The sequence below is a fragment of the Arthrobacter sp. SLBN-53 genome (genome assembly GCF_006715585.1).
In the GTDB taxonomy this organism is placed as follows: domain Bacteria; phylum Actinomycetota; class Actinomycetes; order Mycobacteriales; family Mycobacteriaceae; genus Mycobacterium; species Mycobacterium neoaurum_A.
The window spans coordinates 886,641-904,263 of record NZ_VFNN01000001.1 but is presented as its reverse complement, the minus strand read 5'-3'; the positions used below and the strand labels follow the sequence as shown (position 1 = coordinate 904,263).

At 68.8% G+C, this 17,623-nt stretch carries 17 protein-coding genes and 1 other RNA gene; 12 read left to right on the top strand and 6 right to left on the bottom strand.

Annotation, left to right across the window (positions count from 1 at the left end):
- Positions 1-92: 92 nt before the first annotated feature.
- From FBY28_RS04365 to FBY28_RS04350, 4 genes are read left to right on the top strand one after another with little or no spacing between them, the layout of a single operon-like run.
- A complete protein-coding gene (locus tag FBY28_RS04365) occupies positions 93-1,562 on the top strand; it encodes a class I adenylate-forming enzyme family protein (RefSeq protein ID WP_141864577.1) in 1,470 nt (489 codons plus the stop codon).
- Between the two features lie 7 nt (positions 1,563-1,569).
- Positions 1,570-3,333 (top strand): DUF3556 domain-containing protein, encoded by a 1,764-nt coding sequence (locus FBY28_RS04360; RefSeq protein WP_141864575.1) that lies wholly within the window; start codon positions 1,570-1,572, stop codon positions 3,331-3,333.
- Complete coding sequence (locus FBY28_RS04355) at positions 3,330-4,751, top strand: phytoene desaturase family protein (RefSeq protein ID WP_141864573.1); 1,422 nt, start codon at positions 3,330-3,332, stop codon at positions 4,749-4,751. The genes FBY28_RS04360 and FBY28_RS04355 overlap by 4 nt, the downstream gene beginning before the upstream one ends.
- Complete coding sequence (locus tag FBY28_RS04350) at positions 4,748-5,272, top strand: hypothetical protein (protein WP_216847496.1); 525 nt, start codon at positions 4,748-4,750, stop codon at positions 5,270-5,272. Before FBY28_RS04355 ends, FBY28_RS04350 begins: the two co-directional genes overlap by 4 nt.
- Here the strand turns inward: FBY28_RS04350 and FBY28_RS04345 are convergent.
- Together FBY28_RS04345 and FBY28_RS04340 are read right to left on the bottom strand one after the other, a co-directional pair.
- Positions 5,206-5,793: an SOUL family heme-binding protein gene (locus FBY28_RS04345; protein ID WP_216847495.1), complete on the bottom strand. Its 588-nt coding sequence runs from the start codon at positions 5,791-5,793 to the stop codon at positions 5,206-5,208. The genes FBY28_RS04350 and FBY28_RS04345 overlap by 67 nt on opposite strands.
- A complete protein-coding gene (locus FBY28_RS04340) occupies positions 5,794-6,078 on the bottom strand; it encodes a hypothetical protein (RefSeq protein ID WP_141864571.1) in 285 nt (94 codons plus the stop codon).
- 246 nt (positions 6,079-6,324) lie between these two features.
- Here FBY28_RS04340 and FBY28_RS04335 point away from each other — a divergent pair, with 246 nt between their 5' ends.
- Positions 6,325-7,299, top strand: coding sequence for a cobalamin biosynthesis protein (locus tag FBY28_RS04335; RefSeq protein WP_141864569.1), 975 nt, complete (start codon positions 6,325-6,327; stop codon positions 7,297-7,299).
- Here the strand turns inward: FBY28_RS04335 and FBY28_RS04330 are convergent.
- Genes FBY28_RS04330 through FBY28_RS04320 form a run of 3 tightly spaced genes read right to left on the bottom strand, consistent with a single transcriptional unit; the run spans position 7,235 to position 9,274 of the window.
- Entirely contained in the window at positions 7,235-8,119 is an 885-nt protein-coding gene (locus tag FBY28_RS04330) for an SURF1 family cytochrome oxidase biogenesis protein (RefSeq protein ID WP_141864567.1), read from the bottom strand. The genes FBY28_RS04335 and FBY28_RS04330 overlap by 65 nt on opposite strands.
- Positions 8,116-8,604 carry a low molecular weight protein-tyrosine-phosphatase gene (locus FBY28_RS04325; RefSeq protein WP_141864565.1) on the bottom strand — a complete coding sequence of 163 codons (489 nt, stop codon included), beginning with the start codon at positions 8,602-8,604 and terminating at the stop codon, positions 8,116-8,118. The genes FBY28_RS04330 and FBY28_RS04325 overlap by 4 nt, the downstream gene beginning before the upstream one ends.
- Positions 8,597-9,274, bottom strand: coding sequence for an HAD-IA family hydrolase (locus FBY28_RS04320; RefSeq protein ID WP_286177738.1), 678 nt, complete (start codon positions 9,272-9,274; stop codon positions 8,597-8,599). Before FBY28_RS04320 ends, FBY28_RS04325 begins: the two co-directional genes overlap by 8 nt.
- A 56-nt stretch (positions 9,275-9,330) precedes the next feature.
- Here FBY28_RS04320 and cobC point away from each other — a divergent pair, with 56 nt between their 5' ends.
- The 4 genes from cobC to FBY28_RS04300 are packed head-to-tail and all read left to right on the top strand — an operon-like array spanning position 9,331 to position 13,254.
- Positions 9,331-10,347: an Rv2231c family histidinol phosphate aminotransferase CobC gene (cobC, locus tag FBY28_RS04315; protein ID WP_141864561.1), complete on the top strand. Its 1,017-nt coding sequence runs from the start codon at positions 9,331-9,333 to the stop codon at positions 10,345-10,347.
- Positions 10,344-11,474 (top strand): Nif3-like dinuclear metal center hexameric protein, encoded by a 1,131-nt coding sequence (locus FBY28_RS04310; RefSeq protein ID WP_141864559.1) that lies wholly within the window; start codon positions 10,344-10,346, stop codon positions 11,472-11,474. Before cobC ends, FBY28_RS04310 begins: the two co-directional genes overlap by 4 nt.
- Complete coding sequence (locus FBY28_RS04305) at positions 11,471-12,199, top strand: zinc ribbon domain-containing protein (protein WP_141864557.1); 729 nt, start codon at positions 11,471-11,473, stop codon at positions 12,197-12,199. Before FBY28_RS04310 ends, FBY28_RS04305 begins: the two co-directional genes overlap by 4 nt.
- Positions 12,196-13,254: a bifunctional RNase H/acid phosphatase gene (locus tag FBY28_RS04300; protein WP_141864555.1), complete on the top strand. Its 1,059-nt coding sequence runs from the start codon at positions 12,196-12,198 to the stop codon at positions 13,252-13,254. Before FBY28_RS04305 ends, FBY28_RS04300 begins: the two co-directional genes overlap by 4 nt.
- Positions 13,255-13,258: 4 nt before the next feature.
- Here FBY28_RS04300 and FBY28_RS04295 read toward each other — a convergent pair whose 3' ends face one another.
- Entirely contained in the window at positions 13,259-13,846 is a 588-nt protein-coding gene (locus FBY28_RS04295) for a helix-turn-helix domain-containing protein (RefSeq protein WP_286177736.1), read from the bottom strand.
- Here FBY28_RS04295 and FBY28_RS04290 point away from each other — a divergent pair.
- The 3 genes from FBY28_RS04290 to rnpB all read left to right on the top strand — a co-directional run bounded on the left by FBY28_RS04290 (position 13,840) and on the right by rnpB (position 17,600).
- Positions 13,840-15,393 carry a bifunctional NAD(P)/FAD-dependent oxidoreductase/class I SAM-dependent methyltransferase gene (locus FBY28_RS04290; protein ID WP_216847493.1) on the top strand — a complete coding sequence of 518 codons (1,554 nt, stop codon included), beginning with the start codon at positions 13,840-13,842 and terminating at the stop codon, positions 15,391-15,393. The two genes, FBY28_RS04295 and FBY28_RS04290, sit on opposite strands and share 7 nt — an antisense overlap.
- A gap of 155 nt (positions 15,394-15,548) precedes the next feature.
- A complete protein-coding gene (locus FBY28_RS04285) occupies positions 15,549-17,117 on the top strand; it encodes an HNH endonuclease signature motif containing protein (protein WP_141864553.1) in 1,569 nt (522 codons plus the stop codon).
- 85 nt (positions 17,118-17,202) lie between these two features.
- Positions 17,203-17,600: RNase P RNA component class A (gene rnpB, locus FBY28_RS04280), an RNA gene on the top strand.
- The last annotated feature ends 23 nt before the right edge of the window (positions 17,601-17,623 follow it).

Sequence of the window (17,623 nt, the reverse complement as noted above, 5' to 3'; positions counted from 1 at the left end):
TGGAGTTCATGGGGCACGCATATGGCGCCGGTCACACTATCGCTCCTAGTGTGAATCGATCCTTTCTCTCACATGGTATTTCAGGAGTGTTGATGCGACTCGTCGAACTGTTCGACCGCAGATCTGCCAAGGCCGCCGACCATCCGGCCTTGGCTGATGAGCACAACGGCGTGTTGTCCAATGCCGACACCGCCGCACGTATCGACGCGCTGCGGGACCGGTTCACCGCCGCGGGAGTCCGGCCCGGTGATGTCGTGGCCGTCAAACTGCCCAATCGGGTCGAGTTCGTTCTCGCGATGTTCGCCGCGTGGCGGCTGGGCGCGGCGGTCACGCCGGTCAACCCGTCACTGACCGCCACCGAGGTCGAACACCAGCTCGGGGACTCGGGCGCCCGGGTTCTGCTCACCGACGACGACACCGCGTGGTCGGTACCGGTGCTCGACATCGACACACCGACCGAGCCCGGCGGCGATGGCCCCGGCGCTCCCGTTGCTGTCGCGGGCTCGGATCTGGCGCTGCTGGTCTACACCAGCGGCACCACCGGCCGCCCCAAGGGTGTCGAACTGACCCACGACAACGTCCACGCCATGGCCGAATCCATCGGCACCGCCATGGGCAGCGGCGCGGACACCCACTCGCTGCTGATCCTGCCGCTGTTCCACGTCAACGGCATCGTGGTCAGCGTGCTCTCCCCGCTGCTGTTCGGCGGCCGCGCCACCGTCGCCGGCCGTTTCGATCCCCGCACGTTCTTCGACCTGGTCGAAAAGTACCGCCCCACCTACTTTTCCGCGGTCCCCACCATCTACGCGATGCTCGCCGGCCTGCCGGCCGATGTGCTCCCCGACGTCGGCTCGCTGCAGTTCGCCATCTGCGGAGCCGCCCCGATGCCTGCTCCGCTCATCACCGCTTTCGAGACCCGCTACGGGATCCCGATCGTCGAGGGGTATGGGCTGTCCGAGGGCACCTGTGCCTCGACCACCAACCCGCGCAACGGTCTTCGCAAACCGGGCACGGTCGGTCGTGCATTGCCGGGCCAGCAGATCACCGTCGTCGGTCCCGACGGTGCGCCGGTGCCGGCGGGCGTCCCCGGCGAGGTGCGGATCAAGGGACCGACCGTCATGCGCGGCTATCTCAACCGGCCGCAGGAAACCGCGGAGACCATCGTCGAGGGCTGGCTGCGCACCGGCGATATCGGTGTCCTCGACGACGACGGCTACCTGACGCTGGTGGACCGGGCCAAGGACATGATCATCCGCGGCGGGGAGAACATCTACCCCAAGGAGATCGAATCCGTGCTCTACCAACACGATGCGATCGCCGAGGCCGCGGTGGTGGGACGTCCGGACCCGGTCTACGGGCAGGTTCCCGTCGCGTTCGTCACCGTGAAACCCGGTGCGCGACTGAGCTCCCGGGATCTGGGGGAGCACCTGACAGGTTCGCTGGCCAAGTACAAGCGTCCCGAACTGATATTCGTGGAGTCGATTCCCAAGAACCCGGTCGGCAAGATCGACAAACCGGCGCTGCGTCGCGAATTCGCCACGCCGGTGAGCAACGCGAAGTAGGAAGACGATGACGTTCACCAAGCCCACGCTGCCCGCGGACATCGACCCGGCCACCTGGCCCCAGCTGCCACGCTGGCAGCGGCTGCAGATCATGACCCGGCATTGGACCGACAACGGTTTCGGCACGCCCCACGGCGTGTATGTGCTCTATGTCGTCAAGATCGCCGCTTATCTCGGGGGCGCGGCGGCGGTCATCTCCCTGACACCCGGCCTGGGCGGTCTCGGTGAGTTGACCAGCTGGTGGACCCAACCCATCGTCTACCAGAAGCTGGTGGTTTTCACCCTGCTGTTCGAGGTGCTCGGGCTGGGCTGCGGCTCGGGCCCGCTGACACTGCGCTTCGTGCCCCCGCTCGGCGGATTCCTGTACTGGTTGCGCCCCGGCACCATCCGGCTGCCACCCTGGCCGGACAGGGTGCCGCTGACCCGTGGCGACACCCGCACCGTGGCCGATGTCGTGTTGTACGCCGTGGTGCTCGGCTCCCTGGTGTGGACGCTGCTGGCGCCTGGCGTGGGCGGACCGGTCACCGCTCGTGGCGATGTCGGTTTGCTCGACCCCATGCTCGTCGTTCCGACGCTGGCGGCCCTGGCGCTGCTGGGACTGCGGGACAAGACCGTGTTCCTGGCCGCCCGCGCCGAGCATTACGCACTGACACTGATCGTGTTCTTCTTCCCGATCACCGATCAGATCGCGGCGTTCAAGCTGATTCTGCTGGCGCTGTGGTGGGGCGCGGCGACCTCCAAGCTCAACCACCATTTCCCGTATGTGATGGCGGTGATGATGAGCAACAACCCCGTGCTCATCCCGGCCAAGTGGGCCAAGCGGCGCATGTGGCGCGACGCGACGCACGACCTGCGCCCGTCGGCGTTGCCGCGGCTGCTGGCCCATGTCGGTGGCACCCTCTCGGAGTTCGTGGTGCCCTTCTACCTGGTGTTCTTTGCCCCCTCGCATGGTCCGCTGCTGTGGGCCGCGGTGCTCTACATGGTGGCCTTCCACCTGACCATCGCCTCCACCATCCCGATGGGTGTGCCGCTGGAGTGGAACGCCTTCTTCATCGTGTCGCTGTTCTACCTGTACGGCGGCTACGGCGACTACCGCGTCAGCGATATGGATTCCCCGCTGCTGCTGGCCATCCTGGCCGCCTCCCTGGTGGCGGTGCCGGTGGTGGGAAACCTGTTGCCGGACAAGGTGTCCTTCCTGCCGGCGATGCGGTACTACGCGGGCAACTGGGCGGCCAGTGCATGGTGTCTGCGCCCCGGCGTGGAGGACCGGATCGAGGCCAACGTCACCAAGTGCTCCGCACTGGCCAACCGGCAGTTGGCCACGCTGTACGGCCCTCAGATCGCCGAGGTGATGCTCGACAAGATGATGGCCTGGCGTTCCATGCACACCCACGGCCGTGCGCTCAACGGTCTGGTCGCCCGCGCGGTCGACGACGAGTCCGGGTATGTGGTGCGCGATGGTGAGTACATGGCCGGGCCGCTGATCGGCTGGAACTTCGGTGAGGGACACCTGCACAACGAACAGCTGATCGAGGCCCTGCAGCGGCGCTGCGATTTCGCCGAGGGCGACGTGCGCGTGGTGTTGCTGGAGGGGCAGCCCATCCACCGCAGTTGGCAGGCCTACCGCATCGTCGACGCGAAAACCGGTGTCATCGAACGCGGTTACGTCGAGGTGGCCGATATGATCGCCCGCCAACCCTGGCCGGAGCCCGGGGACGTTTTCCCGGTGCGCCTGCACGGCACCGAACCCACCGTAGGGGCGGCGCGTTGAGCACCGCGGTGGTCGTCGGGTCTGGACCCAACGGCCTCGCCGCGGCCATCACCCTTGCCGAGCAGGGTGTCGGGGTCACCGTCGTGGAGGCCGCCGACACGCTGGGCGGTGGTACCCGCACCAGTGAGCTGACCCTGCCCGGACTGCTGCACGACGACTGCTCGGCCATCCACACCATGACCGCGGCCTCACCGTTCATCCAGCGCCAGCCTCTCGCCGAGCACGGGCTGGTCTGGCGATATCCCGAGATCGACATGGCGCACCCGTTCGACGACGGCGGCGCGGCCGTGCTGCACACCTCCATCGGTGACACCGCAGCACAATTCGCCGGTCGCGACCAACGGGCCTGGCGAGCCGTCTTCGGTCCGCTGGCCCGCAACTTCGACGCGTTGCGCGAGGATGTGTTCCGGCCCATCCTGCACGTGCCACGACACCCGTTGGCGCTCGGCTCATTCGGAGCGGGCGCGCTGCTCCCGGCCACGGCGCTGGCACGGTTGTGGCGCACCGAGCAGGCCCGGGCGCTGTTCATGGGAGTGGCCGCGCACGTCTACTATCCGCTGACGCGGCCCGCGAGTTCCTCGGTGGGACTGATGATCACCGCCGCGGGGCATCGGTACGGCTGGCCGGTCGCCGAGGGGGGATCGGGGGCTATCGCCAAGGCGCTGGTCGCACGGCTGAGGCAGTTGGGTGGCACGACCGAGACCGGGATCCGCGTGCGTGCGCTGTCCGAGCTGCCCCGGGCCGATATCGTGATGTTCGATCTGGCGCCGGGCGCGGTGGCCGATATCACCGGCGACCGGTTGCCGACGCGGGTCGCCCGCGCCTACCGCCGTTATCGGCACGGGGCCGCGGCCTACAAGATCGATATCGCCCTCGAGGGTGACATCCCCTGGACCAACCCCGATTGCGCGCGCGCAGGCACCGTGCACGTCGCGGGCAGCACCGCCGAGATCGTGGCCGCAGAGCGCGAAGTCGGTGCCGGTCGGATGCCGACGCGTCCGTTCGTGCTGGTATGCCAGCAGTACCTGGCCGATCCGAGCCGAAGCGAGGGTGGCCGCAACCCGATTTGGGCCTACGCGCATGTCCCGCATGGATATCGCGGTGATGCGACCGAGGCAATCCTGGACCAGATCGAACGCTTCGCGCCGGGGGTGCGCGCACGCATCCTGGCGATCCACAGACGCGGGCCCGTCGCCCTGGCGGAGCACAACCCCAACTATGTCGGCGGCGATATCGCGACAGGCCGCAACGACCCGTGGCAGATTCTGATCCGCCCGCGGCCGGCCGTCGACCCCTACGCCACCGGGATACCCGGTATGTACCTCTGCTCGGCGGCGTCCCCACCGGGGGTCGGAGCGCACGGTATGTGCGGGTTCAACGCCGCCCGGTCCGCCCTACACGATCTGCGCATCGGATGAGCCGGCCGCAGCACCGGCCGAGCCGGCACACACATGCCGCCCCGCGCCCGTTCTCGGACTGGATCGGCACCGCGGTACTGGACCAGGATGTGACGCTCGGACCCCGGCTGGAGGCCGTTGCCGGCCTGGACCGGCAACGCTGGTGCGTCGTGGCGATCACGGTGCAGGTGGCGTGCACGCCCGGTGTGGCCGACAGTGTGTGGGTGGATGCCGTAGACCTCGGTGCCATCGACAACGCCGACGGTGGCTTTTTCGAGATCCTGAAGCTGGCCGCGGCCCACGGGTCGGTGCCGGTGACACGCTTTCATCTCGACGGTGCCACCGCCGACGACATCCTGACCCTGATGACCGGTTGTCGCTTTCAGGTGCAACTGGCCGGGCTGGACGCCGCGCTCAACGTTGTCAGCCACGAGAACGTCAGGCACGAGAACGTCGAGCACGAGAGCGTCCGGCCTCACGCCACGAGTCGCACCGCCACCTCGTTGCGCCGCAGGAACGGCACCGTCCACGGCGGGTCGTAGAACCACGCGATGGGCTCACCATCGGGGGTGACCTCACTGCCGTCGAGCTCGGCCAGCAGCTCGGCGGACTTCGCGGCGACGGCCGCCGGGCTGCGATCACCGGTGAAACTCAACACGGCATAGCGTTCGCCGGGGATCTCGACGACGGTGACCGATCCGTCCTCGGGTTCGGGCAAAGTATCCAGCGACCATTTGGACGGCATATAGAAGCGGATCACGGACCCGCCCTCGGCGGCGGATTGGGCGACCGGGGCGGTCATGGCGATCTTGTCGGATCGGTCGTTGTCGCCGAAGATGTAGCCGGCCAGCCGCCGGAATCCGGTGCTGCGGGCGTCCTGCCCAGCGCCGGACACGGCGGTCTGAGCAGCGATGCGCGGCCCGTACCGCCGGATCTCGGCGCGGCCGACACGACCTTCGACCAGGTAGAAAGGCTCCTCGGTGCCTGATCTGATACCGACGATGCCGCCGACACCCTCGGCGAGCTGGATGATCCTGTTGAGCATGTCGGGTGGGGTACCCACTCAGCGGTTGTCGTATCCCAGCGGGCAGTTGACATGGACGTACACGGATTTCACCGAGGCGCCGAGGCTCTTGCGCTCACGTATCGAACTGACCGAGCAATTGGCCAGCGATCCGCTGCGGCCCGCGCCGTTGACCTGGACGCTGTAACCCTGGGCGCGCAGGTCGTCGACGGTCTGCGCGACGCTCGATCCGGTCGGGCCGGCGGCGGCTGCGCTGGCCGCCAGCGGTATAGCCGGGGTCAGTGCGACGGCGATGGTGGCGGCGGTGAAGGCGAACGTTTTCATGACTTCTCCTGTAGCGGTGGGGAACTGGCTTACGACTCTCACCGTATGGCCGTTGCCACCGCCGGACCATGGACGCATAGAATGCTCAAATACGTTGACGTCGAACCGATTACAGAATCTATGCGTCGGATATGAAAGTCGTGACAGCGCTTCGGCATGAGCGTTAACCTGTGTGCAGAAGTCCGTTCGCGCCGCGGGAACCGGCCCGTGTGCACGGCCACACCGGCGATGTGAGACGCTGCCGACGTGAGTGCGCACCGAGGTCCCGCCCGTGCCGCTGGTCTGGCCGTCGGATACCTGGCCGACCTGATCTTCACCGATCCGCAACGCGGCCACCCGGTCGCCTTGTTCGGCACGGCCGCCGCGGCACTGGAGCGACGCAGCTATGCGGACAACCGCGCCGCGGGCGCCGTGCACACCGCCACCTTGCTCGCGGCGCTGGGCGCCCTCGGTGCCGTCGTCGAGCGGGCCGCCGCTCGTCGCGGCCCGATATGGACGGCGACGGCCACCGCCGCTGCGACCTACGTCGTGCTCGGTGGCACCTCGTTGGCGCGCACCGGTGGGCGGCTCGCGGATCTACTCGACGCCGACGATATCGACGGTGCCCGCGGCCTGTTGCCGTCGCTGTGTGGCCGTGACCCGGCCGCGCTGGACGCCGACGGGCTGGCCCGCGCCGCACTGGAATCGGTGGCGGAGAACACCTCCGACGCCCAGGTTGCCCCCATCCTGTGGGGTGCGGTGGCGGGGGTGCCCGGCCTGCTGGTCTACCGCGGCGCCAACACCCTCGATGCGATGATCGGGCACAAGTCACCGCGATATCTGCGCTTCGGTTGGGCGGCAGCCCGATTCGACGATGCGGTGAACTATCTGGGTGCGCGGGCGACCGGACTGATCACCGTCGCGGTGTCCGGAGCACCCACACGCGCGTGGCGGGCGTGGCGGCGCGACGCCGGCAAGCATCCCAGCCCCAACGCCGGTGTCGCGGAGGCATCTTTCGCCGGCGGGCTCGGGGTGACTCTCGGTGGGCCGACCCAGTACGCGCACCGCCTCGAGATGCGCCCGGCGCTCGGCGACGGGCCGGCGCCGGGCGCGGCGGACCTGCGCCGGGCGGGCAGGTTGTCCAAGAGAGTGCAGGCCGGCGCGACGGCGCTGGCTGTCAGCGTCGCTTACCGTAGCGGTCGGCGAGTTTCTGCTCGGTGGTCAGCTGGGGCGCCTCGGTAGGATTCCCGGCGTCCTTGCCGGTGCCCGCGGACCCGGACGTCGTGGTCGCCGACGCGGCCTCCCTGGCGACGGCGGCCGCCTTCTCCTGGCGCCGGATGCGCACCTCGGACATCACGAAGTAGCCCACCCCGATCGGGGCGATGATGCCGAACGCGATCCACTGGATCCCGTAGGACAGGAACGGGCCGGAATCCAGGATCGGCAGCGGGATCGCCCCGAGACCTCCTGGCTGGTTCTCCACCAGCTGTAGATACGAGCCTGCCAGCGGCACCCCGGTCAGTTCGGAGATCTGCCCCGGGTTGATGGTGTAGACCTGCCGGGCACCCTCGGCGAAAAGCGGATCCTTGCCCGGCACCACACCTTCGGGGTCGCGCAGCCGCGCGGTGATGTCGACCCGACCGGTCGGCGCATCGGCGATCGGCGGCACCGCCGTGCCCTGCTCCGGCTTCACATAACCGCGGTTCACCAGCACCGTGGGACCACCGTCGACGACGAACGGGACCAGCACCTCGTAGGCCGGTGCGCCGTCCACCGAACGCAACCTGGCCAGCACCTGCGCCTCGGGCAGATAGTGACCGGTCGCCGTCACCCGCTGCCACTGGTGCTCGTGGGCCGATGAATCCTGCTGCGGCAGAAACGAGGTCACCGGCACCGGGTCGGTGTTCAGCGAGGCGGCGATCTGCGCGTTCTCCCGCGAGGTGGTGGTGTTCTTGCCGAGCTGCCAGGGCGCCAGCACCGTGAAACACAACCAGGCGAAGGCCGCGACCACGACGTAGAGCGCCAGCCACTGCGGCCGGAACAGGAAGGCCCACCGCCTCATCGCGCCGCCAGCCGCTCGTCGACCCACTGGTGCAACCCGGGCAGTGCGGACTCGATGACGGTGAAGACGGCCTCGAAATCCTCCGGGCCGCCGTAATAGGGATCCTCGACATCGAGCGGATGCGCGCCCGACCGCGGATCGAAGGCCCGCATCATGCGCAGCCGCTCCGGCGGGACGCCCATATCGGCGAGGAATCGTGCATGGTTGCGACCCATCGCCACCACCATATCCGCGGCCAGGTGATCGTCGGCCAGCTGCGCGGCACGGTGAGTGGTCGGGTAACCGTGCGCGCGCAACACCGCGTCGGTGCGGCGATCGGCGCCGTCGCCGGCATGCCAGCCGCCGGTCCCTGCACTGGTGACGCGCACCAGGTCGGCCAGCCCGCGTCCCTCGATCTGGTGGGCGAACATCTTCTCGGCCATCGGGGAGCGGCAGATGTTGCCCGAACAGACGAACGTCACATGCAGCGGCTCAGTCTCAGACACCCAACACCTCCCGCAGCTCGGCCATCGTCGCCACCCGGCGCAGTGGGGCCGGCGCGTCCGGGCCGTCGAAGTCGCCGTCGCCGTATCCCCAGTCGACCACCACGGTGTCGATACCGTGCACGGCGGCGCCCTCCACGTCATGGGACCTGTCGCCGACCATCAACACCCGCTCGGGCAGTGGGGTCAGCCGTTCGAGGGCATAGGCGACGACCTCGTGCTTGGCGGCCCGGCTGCCGTCCGGGCTCGCCCCGGCGATGACCTCGAAGCTCTCGTCCAGGCCGAAATGCGTCAGGATCCGGTGGGCGGTCGGCTGCGCCTTCGAGGTGGCCACCGCCAGCCGGACCCCGGCCCGCTGCAGGTCGGCGAGCAGCTCGGGGATGCCGTCGAACACCCGGTTCATCGACCAGCCGCGGGTCGTGTAGTCGGCCCGGTAGGCGGCCATCGCCTCGTCGGCGCGCGCCCCGAGCCCCATCGCGTTCAGCGTGTGATGCATCGGCGGGCCGACGATGCGGCCCGCCAGGTCACCGTCGGGAACGGTCGCCCCGACCGTGGTCAGCGCGTGCCGGAAACTGGCGACGATGCCCTCGGCGGAGTCGGTCAGGGTGCCGTCGAGATCGAACAGCACCAGCTGCGGACTGCTGGTCACGGTTTCTGGCACGGTCTCGGTCACGCATCCCATTGTCGCCGATGTACCTGTGCACCTGGGCGGCGCACTAGGGTCGTGCTGTGGCAGACGAGGTCCGGCAGGCGGCGCGGTACCACGGCGATGAGGCCGTGGCCCCCGGGATGCTGGACTTCGCGGTCAACGTGCGGGCCGGCGGGCCGCCGCCGTGGCTGGTCGAGCGGCTGGCCTCGCGGCTGACCGACCTGGGCCGCTATCCGAGGGCAACCGATGTGCACCGCGCCGTCGACGCCGTCGCCGCCCGGCATGGCAGACCGCGTGAGGAGGTGCTGCTGCTGGCCGGCGGGGCGGAGGGGTTCGCACTGCTGCCGAACCTGCAACCCCGGTTGGCGGCGCTGATCGCGCCCTCGTTCACCGAGCCGGAGGCCGTGCTGGCCGCGGCCGGGGTGCCGTTCACCCACGTCGTGCTGGACCCGCCCTTCGCGTTGGGCACCGTGCCCGATGATGCCGATCTGGTGGTGGTGGGTAATCCGACCAACCCGACATCGGTGCTGCACCCGGCCGACGCCATTCTCGGTTTGCGCCGCCCGGGTCGCATCATCGTCGTCGACGAGGCTTTCGCCGATGCCGTGCCCGGTGAGCCCGAGTCGCTGGCGGGCCGGTCGCTGCCCGACGTGCTGGTGCTGCGCAGCCTGACCAAGACGTGGTCGCTGGCCGGCCTGCGGGTGGGCTACGCACTCGGCGCCCCGGATGTGCTCGCCCGGCTGTCCGCGCGCCGAGCGCACTGGCCGCTGGGCACGCTGCAGTTGGAGGCGGTGACGGCCTGCTGTGCACCGGCCGCGGTCGCCGAAGCCGATGCGGGCGCGGTGCGGCTCGCGCAGCTGCGCAGCGAGATGGTGCACGGGCTGTGCGCGGCCGGTATCGACGTTCTCGACGGCCGGGCGCCCTTCGTGCTGCTGCGCGTCGCGGATGCCGAGCTGGTGCGAAAGCACCTCGATGAGAAGGGGATTGCGGTGCGCCGCTGCGATACGTTCGTCGGCCTCGAGAGCGGCTACCTGCGCGTGGCCGTGCGCCCGGAGTGGCCGCAGCTGGTGCGGAAACTGCAGGAGGTACTCCGATGAGTGTGCCGCTGTCCGAGGTGATCGGCGTTCTGGACGCCGCCTATCCGCCCGAACTGGCTCACGATTGGGATTCGGTCGGGCTGGTGTGTGGTGATCCCGACGAGCCGGTGACCTCGGTGACTATCGCCGTCGACGCCACCGATGCGGTGGCCGCCGAGGTCCCCGGGGGCGGACTCCTGCTGGCGCACCACCCGCTGCTGTTGCGCGGGGTGGACACCGTCGCTGCGTCCACAGCCAAGGGCGCGTTGCTCCATCGGCTGATCCGGACCGGGCGGTCGCTGTTCACCGCGCACACCAATGCCGATTCGGCCACCCCCGGGGTGTCCGATGCGCTGGCCGACACGCTGGGTCTGGTGGTCGAGGAGGTGCTCTCGCCGGCGCCGTCGGGTCCCGACCTGGACAAGTGGGTGGTGTTCGTCCCCACCGATCACGCCGCGGCGCTGCGCGATTCGCTGTTCGCCGCCGGTGCCGGTCAGATCGGTGACTACTCCTGCTGCAGCTGGAGTGTCTCCGGAACGGGCCAGTTCCTGCCCCACGAGGGTGCGATGCCAACCATCGGCGCGGTGGGCACCGTCGAGCAGGTGACCGAGGATCGCATCGAGGTGATCGCACCCGCGCGGCTGCGGGCCCGCGTGCTCGCCGCGCTGCGGGCCGGGCATCCCTACGAGGAGCCCGCCTTCGACGTGTTCGCCCTGGCACCGTTGCCCGCCGATGTGGGGATCGGACGGATCTGCTCGCTGCCGGAGCCGGAAACGTTGTCGGCCTTCGTCGCCCGGGTATCCGGCACGCTGCCGTCGACCACCTGGGGTGTGCGCGCCGCCGGGGACGCCGACGCCGTGGTGTCCCGGGTGGCCGTCTGCGGAGGCGCCGGGGACTCGCTGCTGAGCACCGTGGCCCGCGCCGGCGTGCAGGCCTACGTGACCGCCGATCTGCGTCATCACCCCGCCGATGAGCATGGCCGCGTCTCCGATGTGGCATTGGTCGACGTCGCCCACTGGGCCAGTGAATACCCGTGGTGCCACCAGGCCGCGGCCCTGCTGAGCGGGCACTTCGGAACAGATCTACCGGTGCGGGTGAGTTCCGTGCGCACCGATCCATGGAATATCGATGGAGGACGTCAATCATGAAAGCCGCAGTCACCCAGCAGCGTTCGCTGCTGGACCTGGTGGAGCTCGACGCCGAGATGCGTCGCGTGGAGCATCGGGCGAAGAATCTCGCCGAGCAACAGGAGTTCGACCGGATTCACGCCGAGCACCAGACCGCCAATGACCAACTGGCCGTGGTGGCCATCGCATTGGAGGATCTCGAAGGCCAGATCGGCAAGCTGGAGAGCGAGATCGACTCGGTGCGTCAGCGTGAGGACCGCGACCGTGAGCTGTTGGCGGGCGGCACGGTGAACGCCAAGCAACTCAGCGAGCTGCAGCACGAGCTGGAGACCCTGGAGCGCAGGCAATCCTCGTTGGAGGAGTCGCTGCTGGAGGTCATGGAGCGTCGGGAGGAGGTGCAGCGCAAGCAATCCGAGGAGTTGGCCCGCATCGACACCCTGCAGAATGCGCTGTCGGCCGCGCAGCTGGCCAGGGATGCGGCATTGGTCGATCTCGACAACATCCGCCAGGTCTCGGGGACGCGCCGCGCCGAACTGGTGTCGCAGTTGGATCCCGACCTGGTGGCGCTGTATGAGAAGGTGCGCGCGGGCGGCGGCGCCGGCGCCGGCTTGTTACAGGGCAGGCGGTGCGGGGCATGCCGTATCGAGATCGATCGCGGTGAGATCGCCCGGATCACCGCGGCCGCGGACGACGATGTCCTGCGCTGCCCGGAATGCGGGGCGATCCTGTTGCGGTTCCGTCCGTGAGGGTTGTCGTCGAGGCCGACGGTGGGTCCCGCGGTAACCCTGGTCCGGCCGGCTACGGCGCGGTCGTCTTCAGCGCGGACCGCTCGGCGGTGCTGGCCGAGCGGCGGCAGTCGATCGGCCGTGCCACCAACAATGTCGCCGAGTACCGCGGATTGATCGCCGGTCTGGAAGCGGCCGCGGAACTCGACGCCACCGAGGTGGCGGTGTACATGGACTCCAAGCTCGTCGTCGAGCAGATGTCGGGTCGCTGGCGTGTCAAACACCCGGATCTGCTGGAACTGCACCGCGAAGCAACCCAGGCCGCACGACGCTTCGCCGATGTGCAGTACGCGTGGATCCCGCGGGCGCAGAACTCGCACGCCGACCGATTGGCCAACGAGGCGATGGACGGTGCGGATTCGGCGCCGGTGCCGAACTCCTCGCCGGGCTGGAGCGGTGCGCGCGGTGAGCCGACGCAGATGCTGCTCTTACGCCACGGGCAGACCGAATTGTCGGTCGAGCGACGGTATTCGGGGCGGGGCAATCCAGCGCTGACCGAGCTGGGCCGAACCCAGGCCGACGCCGCGGCGCGGTATCTGGGCACCCTGGGCCCGGTGTCGGCGGTGCTGTCCTCGCCGCTGCAACGCGCGCAGGACACCGCTGCGGCGGCGGCGAAGGTGCTGGATCTGGATGTGACGGTCGACGACGGACTGATCGAAACCGACTTCGGCTCCTGGGAGGGACTGACGTTCAGCGAAGCCGCACAACAGGATCCGGATCTGCACCGCCGATGGTTGCGCGACACCAGCGTGAACCCGCCCGGCGGTGAGAGCTTCGATTCTGTCGCCGAGCGGGTGCGCGACGCCCGCAACCGCATCATCGCCGAGTATGCCGGTTCCACCGTGCTGGTGGTGTCGCATGTGACGCCCATCAAGACCCTGCTGCGCCTGGCGCTCGATGGTGGCTCGGGAATCCTGTACCGGTTGCATCTGGATCTCGCGTCGTTGAGCATCGCCGAGTTCTATCCGGACGGTCTGGCTTCGGTGCGGCTGGTGAACCAGACGTCGTATCTCTAGACGCTCAATCCGAGTGCAGGTGCAGGCGTTCACCGTGGACGTCGAAGATCATGATCGCCTCCACCGGACCGTCCACGGTGCCGAACCAGTGTGGCGTCCAGGTTGAGAACTGTACGGCCTCACCGGGTTTGATGATGAAGTCGCGTTCGCCCAGCACCAGCCGCAGGCGGCCGGAGAGGATGTACATCCATTCCTGGCCCTCGTGGGTCGGCAACTCGGTGGGTGGTGTGCTGCGCCGGCTGCTGATCCGCACCTTGAAGGTGTGCCTGCCGCCGACGGCGCCCTCGCGGGTCAGTGGCCAATACGTGACGCCGTGGCGGGTGTGTGAGCTGCCGCGGACGCGCGGGTCTTCCGATTCTGGTTCGCGCAGCAGTTCGTCGGTGCTGACGGCCAGCGCAGTGGCCAGCCGCGGCAGGTGGTCCAGCGCGAGGCGGCGCTTGCCGGATTCCAGCCGGCTCAAGGTCGAGACGTCGATATTCGCGCGACCGGCGACGTCCTGCAGGGTCAACCCCTGTCGGGTACGCAGGTCCTTCAGCCGACGCCGGACCGTCTCATCGACGCTGTTTGCCTCCATGGCAAACCAGCTTGGCATTCTGCGATGATGTCGGCAAGCTCGATGCCATGGACAACGTCTGGGATTGTGTGGTGGTCGGCGGGGGAGCGGCGGGGCTGAGTGGGGCACTGGTGCTCGGTCGGGCTCGCCGCGCCACCCTGGTGGTCGACGAGGGTGAGCAGAGCAACCTGGCCGCCCACGGTATCGGCGGTCTGCTCGGCCATGACGGGCGCCCGCCCGCCGAGCTCTACGCCGACGGCCGTCGTGAGCTGGAGAAGTATTCGAGCGTGCAGTTCCGGTCGTCACGTGTCGTCGGCGCCGCCGCTCACGACGGGCACTTCGTCGTCGAGTTGGCCGACGGTGGCCGGGAACGTGCCCGTCGCATTCTGTTGGCGACCGGTATGGAGTATCGGCCGCCCACGATCCCCGGACTGGAGGCACTGTGGGGTGGCTCGGCCTTCCACTGCCCGTTCTGTCACGGATGGGAGATGCGGGATCAGCCGCTGGCCGTGCTCGCCGACGGTGATCGGGCGGTGCACATGGCGCTGATGCTGCGCGGCTGGAGTGAAGACATCGTCCTGCTGACCAATGGCGGGACGGCGCCCGCCGTCGACGGCATCGTGGTGGACGACCGGGTGGTGACCGAATTCCGTTCGGATAACGGTGAACTGACCGAAATCGTGTTTGCCGACGGTGCACCGCTCGCCCGCCGGGGTGTGTTGGTGGCGGCGACGCTGCACCAGCGCTCGTCGCTGGCGGCGCAGCTGGGGGTGGCGTTTGCGCCGCCCACGCCGGTGTCCGCCGATGCCATCGTGGTGGACCAGTTCCAACGCACCACCGTGCCCGGTGTCTTCGCCGCGGGCGATGTCAGTGTGCAGATGCCCCAGGTGGCCGCGGCCGTGGCGAGCGGGTCCATGGCGGCAACGGCCGTCGTGCAGAGCCTGCTCGCCGATGACGTCGGGCTGCCCGTGCCGCCGTGGCCGGTTCCGGATGCCCAGCAGCATTGGGATCAGCATTACGGTCAGCGGGAACGGATCTGGAGCGGCCGGGTGAACGTCCGGATGTCCGAGATCGCCGCCGAACTGGCGCCGGGACGGGCGTTGGATCTGGGGTGTGGCGAGGGCGCCGATGCCATGTGGCTGGCCTCGCGCGGCTGGTCGGTGGTGGCCACCGACGTCTCGGAGGTCGCGCTGGAGCGGGCGCAGCAGGATGTGGGGGAGCTGTTGAGCCACATCGACTTTCAGCATCACGATCTGGAGGTCAGCTTCCCCGATGGGCAGTTCGATCTGGTGTCGGCCCAGTTCCTGCATTCGAAGCTGCCGATGGACCGGGTGCGGGTGTTGCGGCGGGCGGCCGAGGCGGTGGCGCCGGGTGGGGTGCTGCTGATCGTCGACCACGGCGATGCGCCGCCATGGTCGAACCATCAGCACGTCGAGTTCCCGTCGGCAGAGGAGGTGGTGGCCGGCCTGGAACTTGGCGAGGGCTGGGAGCGGGTGCGCGTCGAGGCGGTGGGTCGCGACGCCGTGGGGCCGGACGGGCAACCGGGGCATTTGACCGACAATGTGATGGTGCTGCGCCGACGCTGATGCGCGCACTTTCGGTGAGGCAACGACTCGTCGCACCGACCGCAGATCCCATGCTGATCATCACCCTTTCGGCACCTTGAGCAGGCGTTACGGGGTTATCCACAGGGGTCGCGATCGGCCTTGTCTCGTCGGTGGACGCGGGTAGACTCGCTCATATGTTCGAACGTGCGGGGTTGTCGGGGTTGAGCGATGAGGCGCTCATTGCCGAGGTCACCGATGCCACCCGTGCTGAGGCGGCTGCGGCGGCCCGGCGGCTGGCCGCGATCGCCGAGGTCACTGCACGACACTGCGAGGACGAAGACGAATCGTCGGCGTTGAAGTTGATCGACGGATGGGCACTGGCCAAAGCCGAGATCAGTGCGGCCTGCACCCTCGGTGCGCGCGCCGCCAGCGCCCAGATGCGTATTGCGATGGCCCTGCGTGACCGGCTACCCCGCACCGCCGAGGTGTTCACGCAAGGCTCGGTCTCGGCCAAGGTCATCGCCGCGATCTGCTGGCGCACCCAGCTGGTCTGTGATGAGGAGGCGCTGGCGTTGATCGACGCCGGGATCGCCGGCACCGCCCACCAATACGGCGCATTGTCGGAGAACGCGTTGATTCGGGCTGTCGACTTCTGGGTGCATAAGTTCGATCCGATCGCGGTCATCCGGTCGAGGGCCGCGGCCAAAGACCGCTACATCGACTTCGGCGACAACGACGACCCAGACGGGGTGGTCTCGTTCTGGGGACGAATGCGCACCACCGACGCTGCGCTCAGTGACACCCGGCTCAACGACCTCGCCAACGGTGTCTGCGATGGCGATCCGCGCACCGTGGCCGAACGCCGCGCCGACGCTCTGGCCGCGGTCCTGGCCGGCGCCGACCGACTCACCTGCCTGTGCGGGAACCAAGAATGCACCGGATCGGGAAAAGACCCTCGGGCAGGGGCGGTCACCATCTACGTGCTCACCGGACAGGAACCCGACACCGGGCAGGGGGCGAAGCCGGATACCGGGCCCACGCCTGATGACAGCGGCACGCAGGGACCAGCAGCGCCCGCGGAACCCGCGCCCACCCAGTTCGGGGCCGAACCACAGCCACCCTCGACGCCCTCGACACCTACCGCACCGGCCGCCAGCACTCGGCCCGGCGTGGGTGCCGGGATCACCCTTGACGGGGCGATCATCCCCGCCCACCTGCTCGCGGACCTCATCGCCGGCGGCGCGACAGTCCGACCCCTGAGCAGCACAACCAACCTGGGCTCCGAACCCCGCTACCGCCCGTCGGCGAAACTGGCCGCCTACGTCCGCATGACATCGATGACGTGCTGCTTCCCGGGGTGCGGGAAACCCGCCCAACGCTGCGACCTGGACCATGTCACCCCCTGGCCCGCGGGGGCCACCCACCCGGGCAACCTGCGCCCGCTCTGCCGCGAACATCACCTGCTCAAAACCGTGAAAGTTGGGTGGACCCCGAAAGCGCACCCCGACGGCACCACCGAATGGACCTCACCCACCGGGCACCGGTACACAACGATGCCACTGGGGCCGATTCTGTTCCCACACAGCAGCGTTGACGTCGAGATCCCACGAGCGCGGCACATCACCCTGATCGATCACCCCGACCGCGAACCCGACATCCCGCGACGCCAACGCACCCGACAACACGACCGCGACTACCGCATCAACGCCGAACGCGCCCGCAACGCCGCCGCTATCGCCCTCGACAGTGACCCGCCGTTCTGACACGGGAAGCTCTGTCGTCAGCTCACCACCGCCGCCCGACAATGGTGGGCAGGCGGCGATGTGGTGCTACCGTTGCGCGCGCGGACGAGTTGGCCGGGCGGCCGCGGGCCACGGGGCGACCCGGGGTTCGAGGAAAGTCCGGACTTCACAGAGCAGGGTGATTGCTAACGGCAATCCGGGGCAACCCGCGGGAAAGTGCCACAGAAAACAGACCGCCGCCCGCAAGGGCGGTAAGGGTGAAACGGTGCGGTAAGAGCGCACCAGCATCCCGGGTGACCGGGATGGCTAGGCAAACCCCACCCGAAGCAAGGCCAAGAAGGCCGCAACCTGGTTGCGGTCGCGCGAGCGTTCGAGGGCTGCTCGCCCGAGCTTGCGGGTAGGCCGCTTGAGGCACCCGGCGACGGTGTGTCCAGATGGATGGTCGCCTATCGGTCCTCCGTCAGGAGGCCGGTACAGAATCCGGCTTACAGGCCAGCTCGTCCGCCCCCGCCTCTTGAACAGGGCTT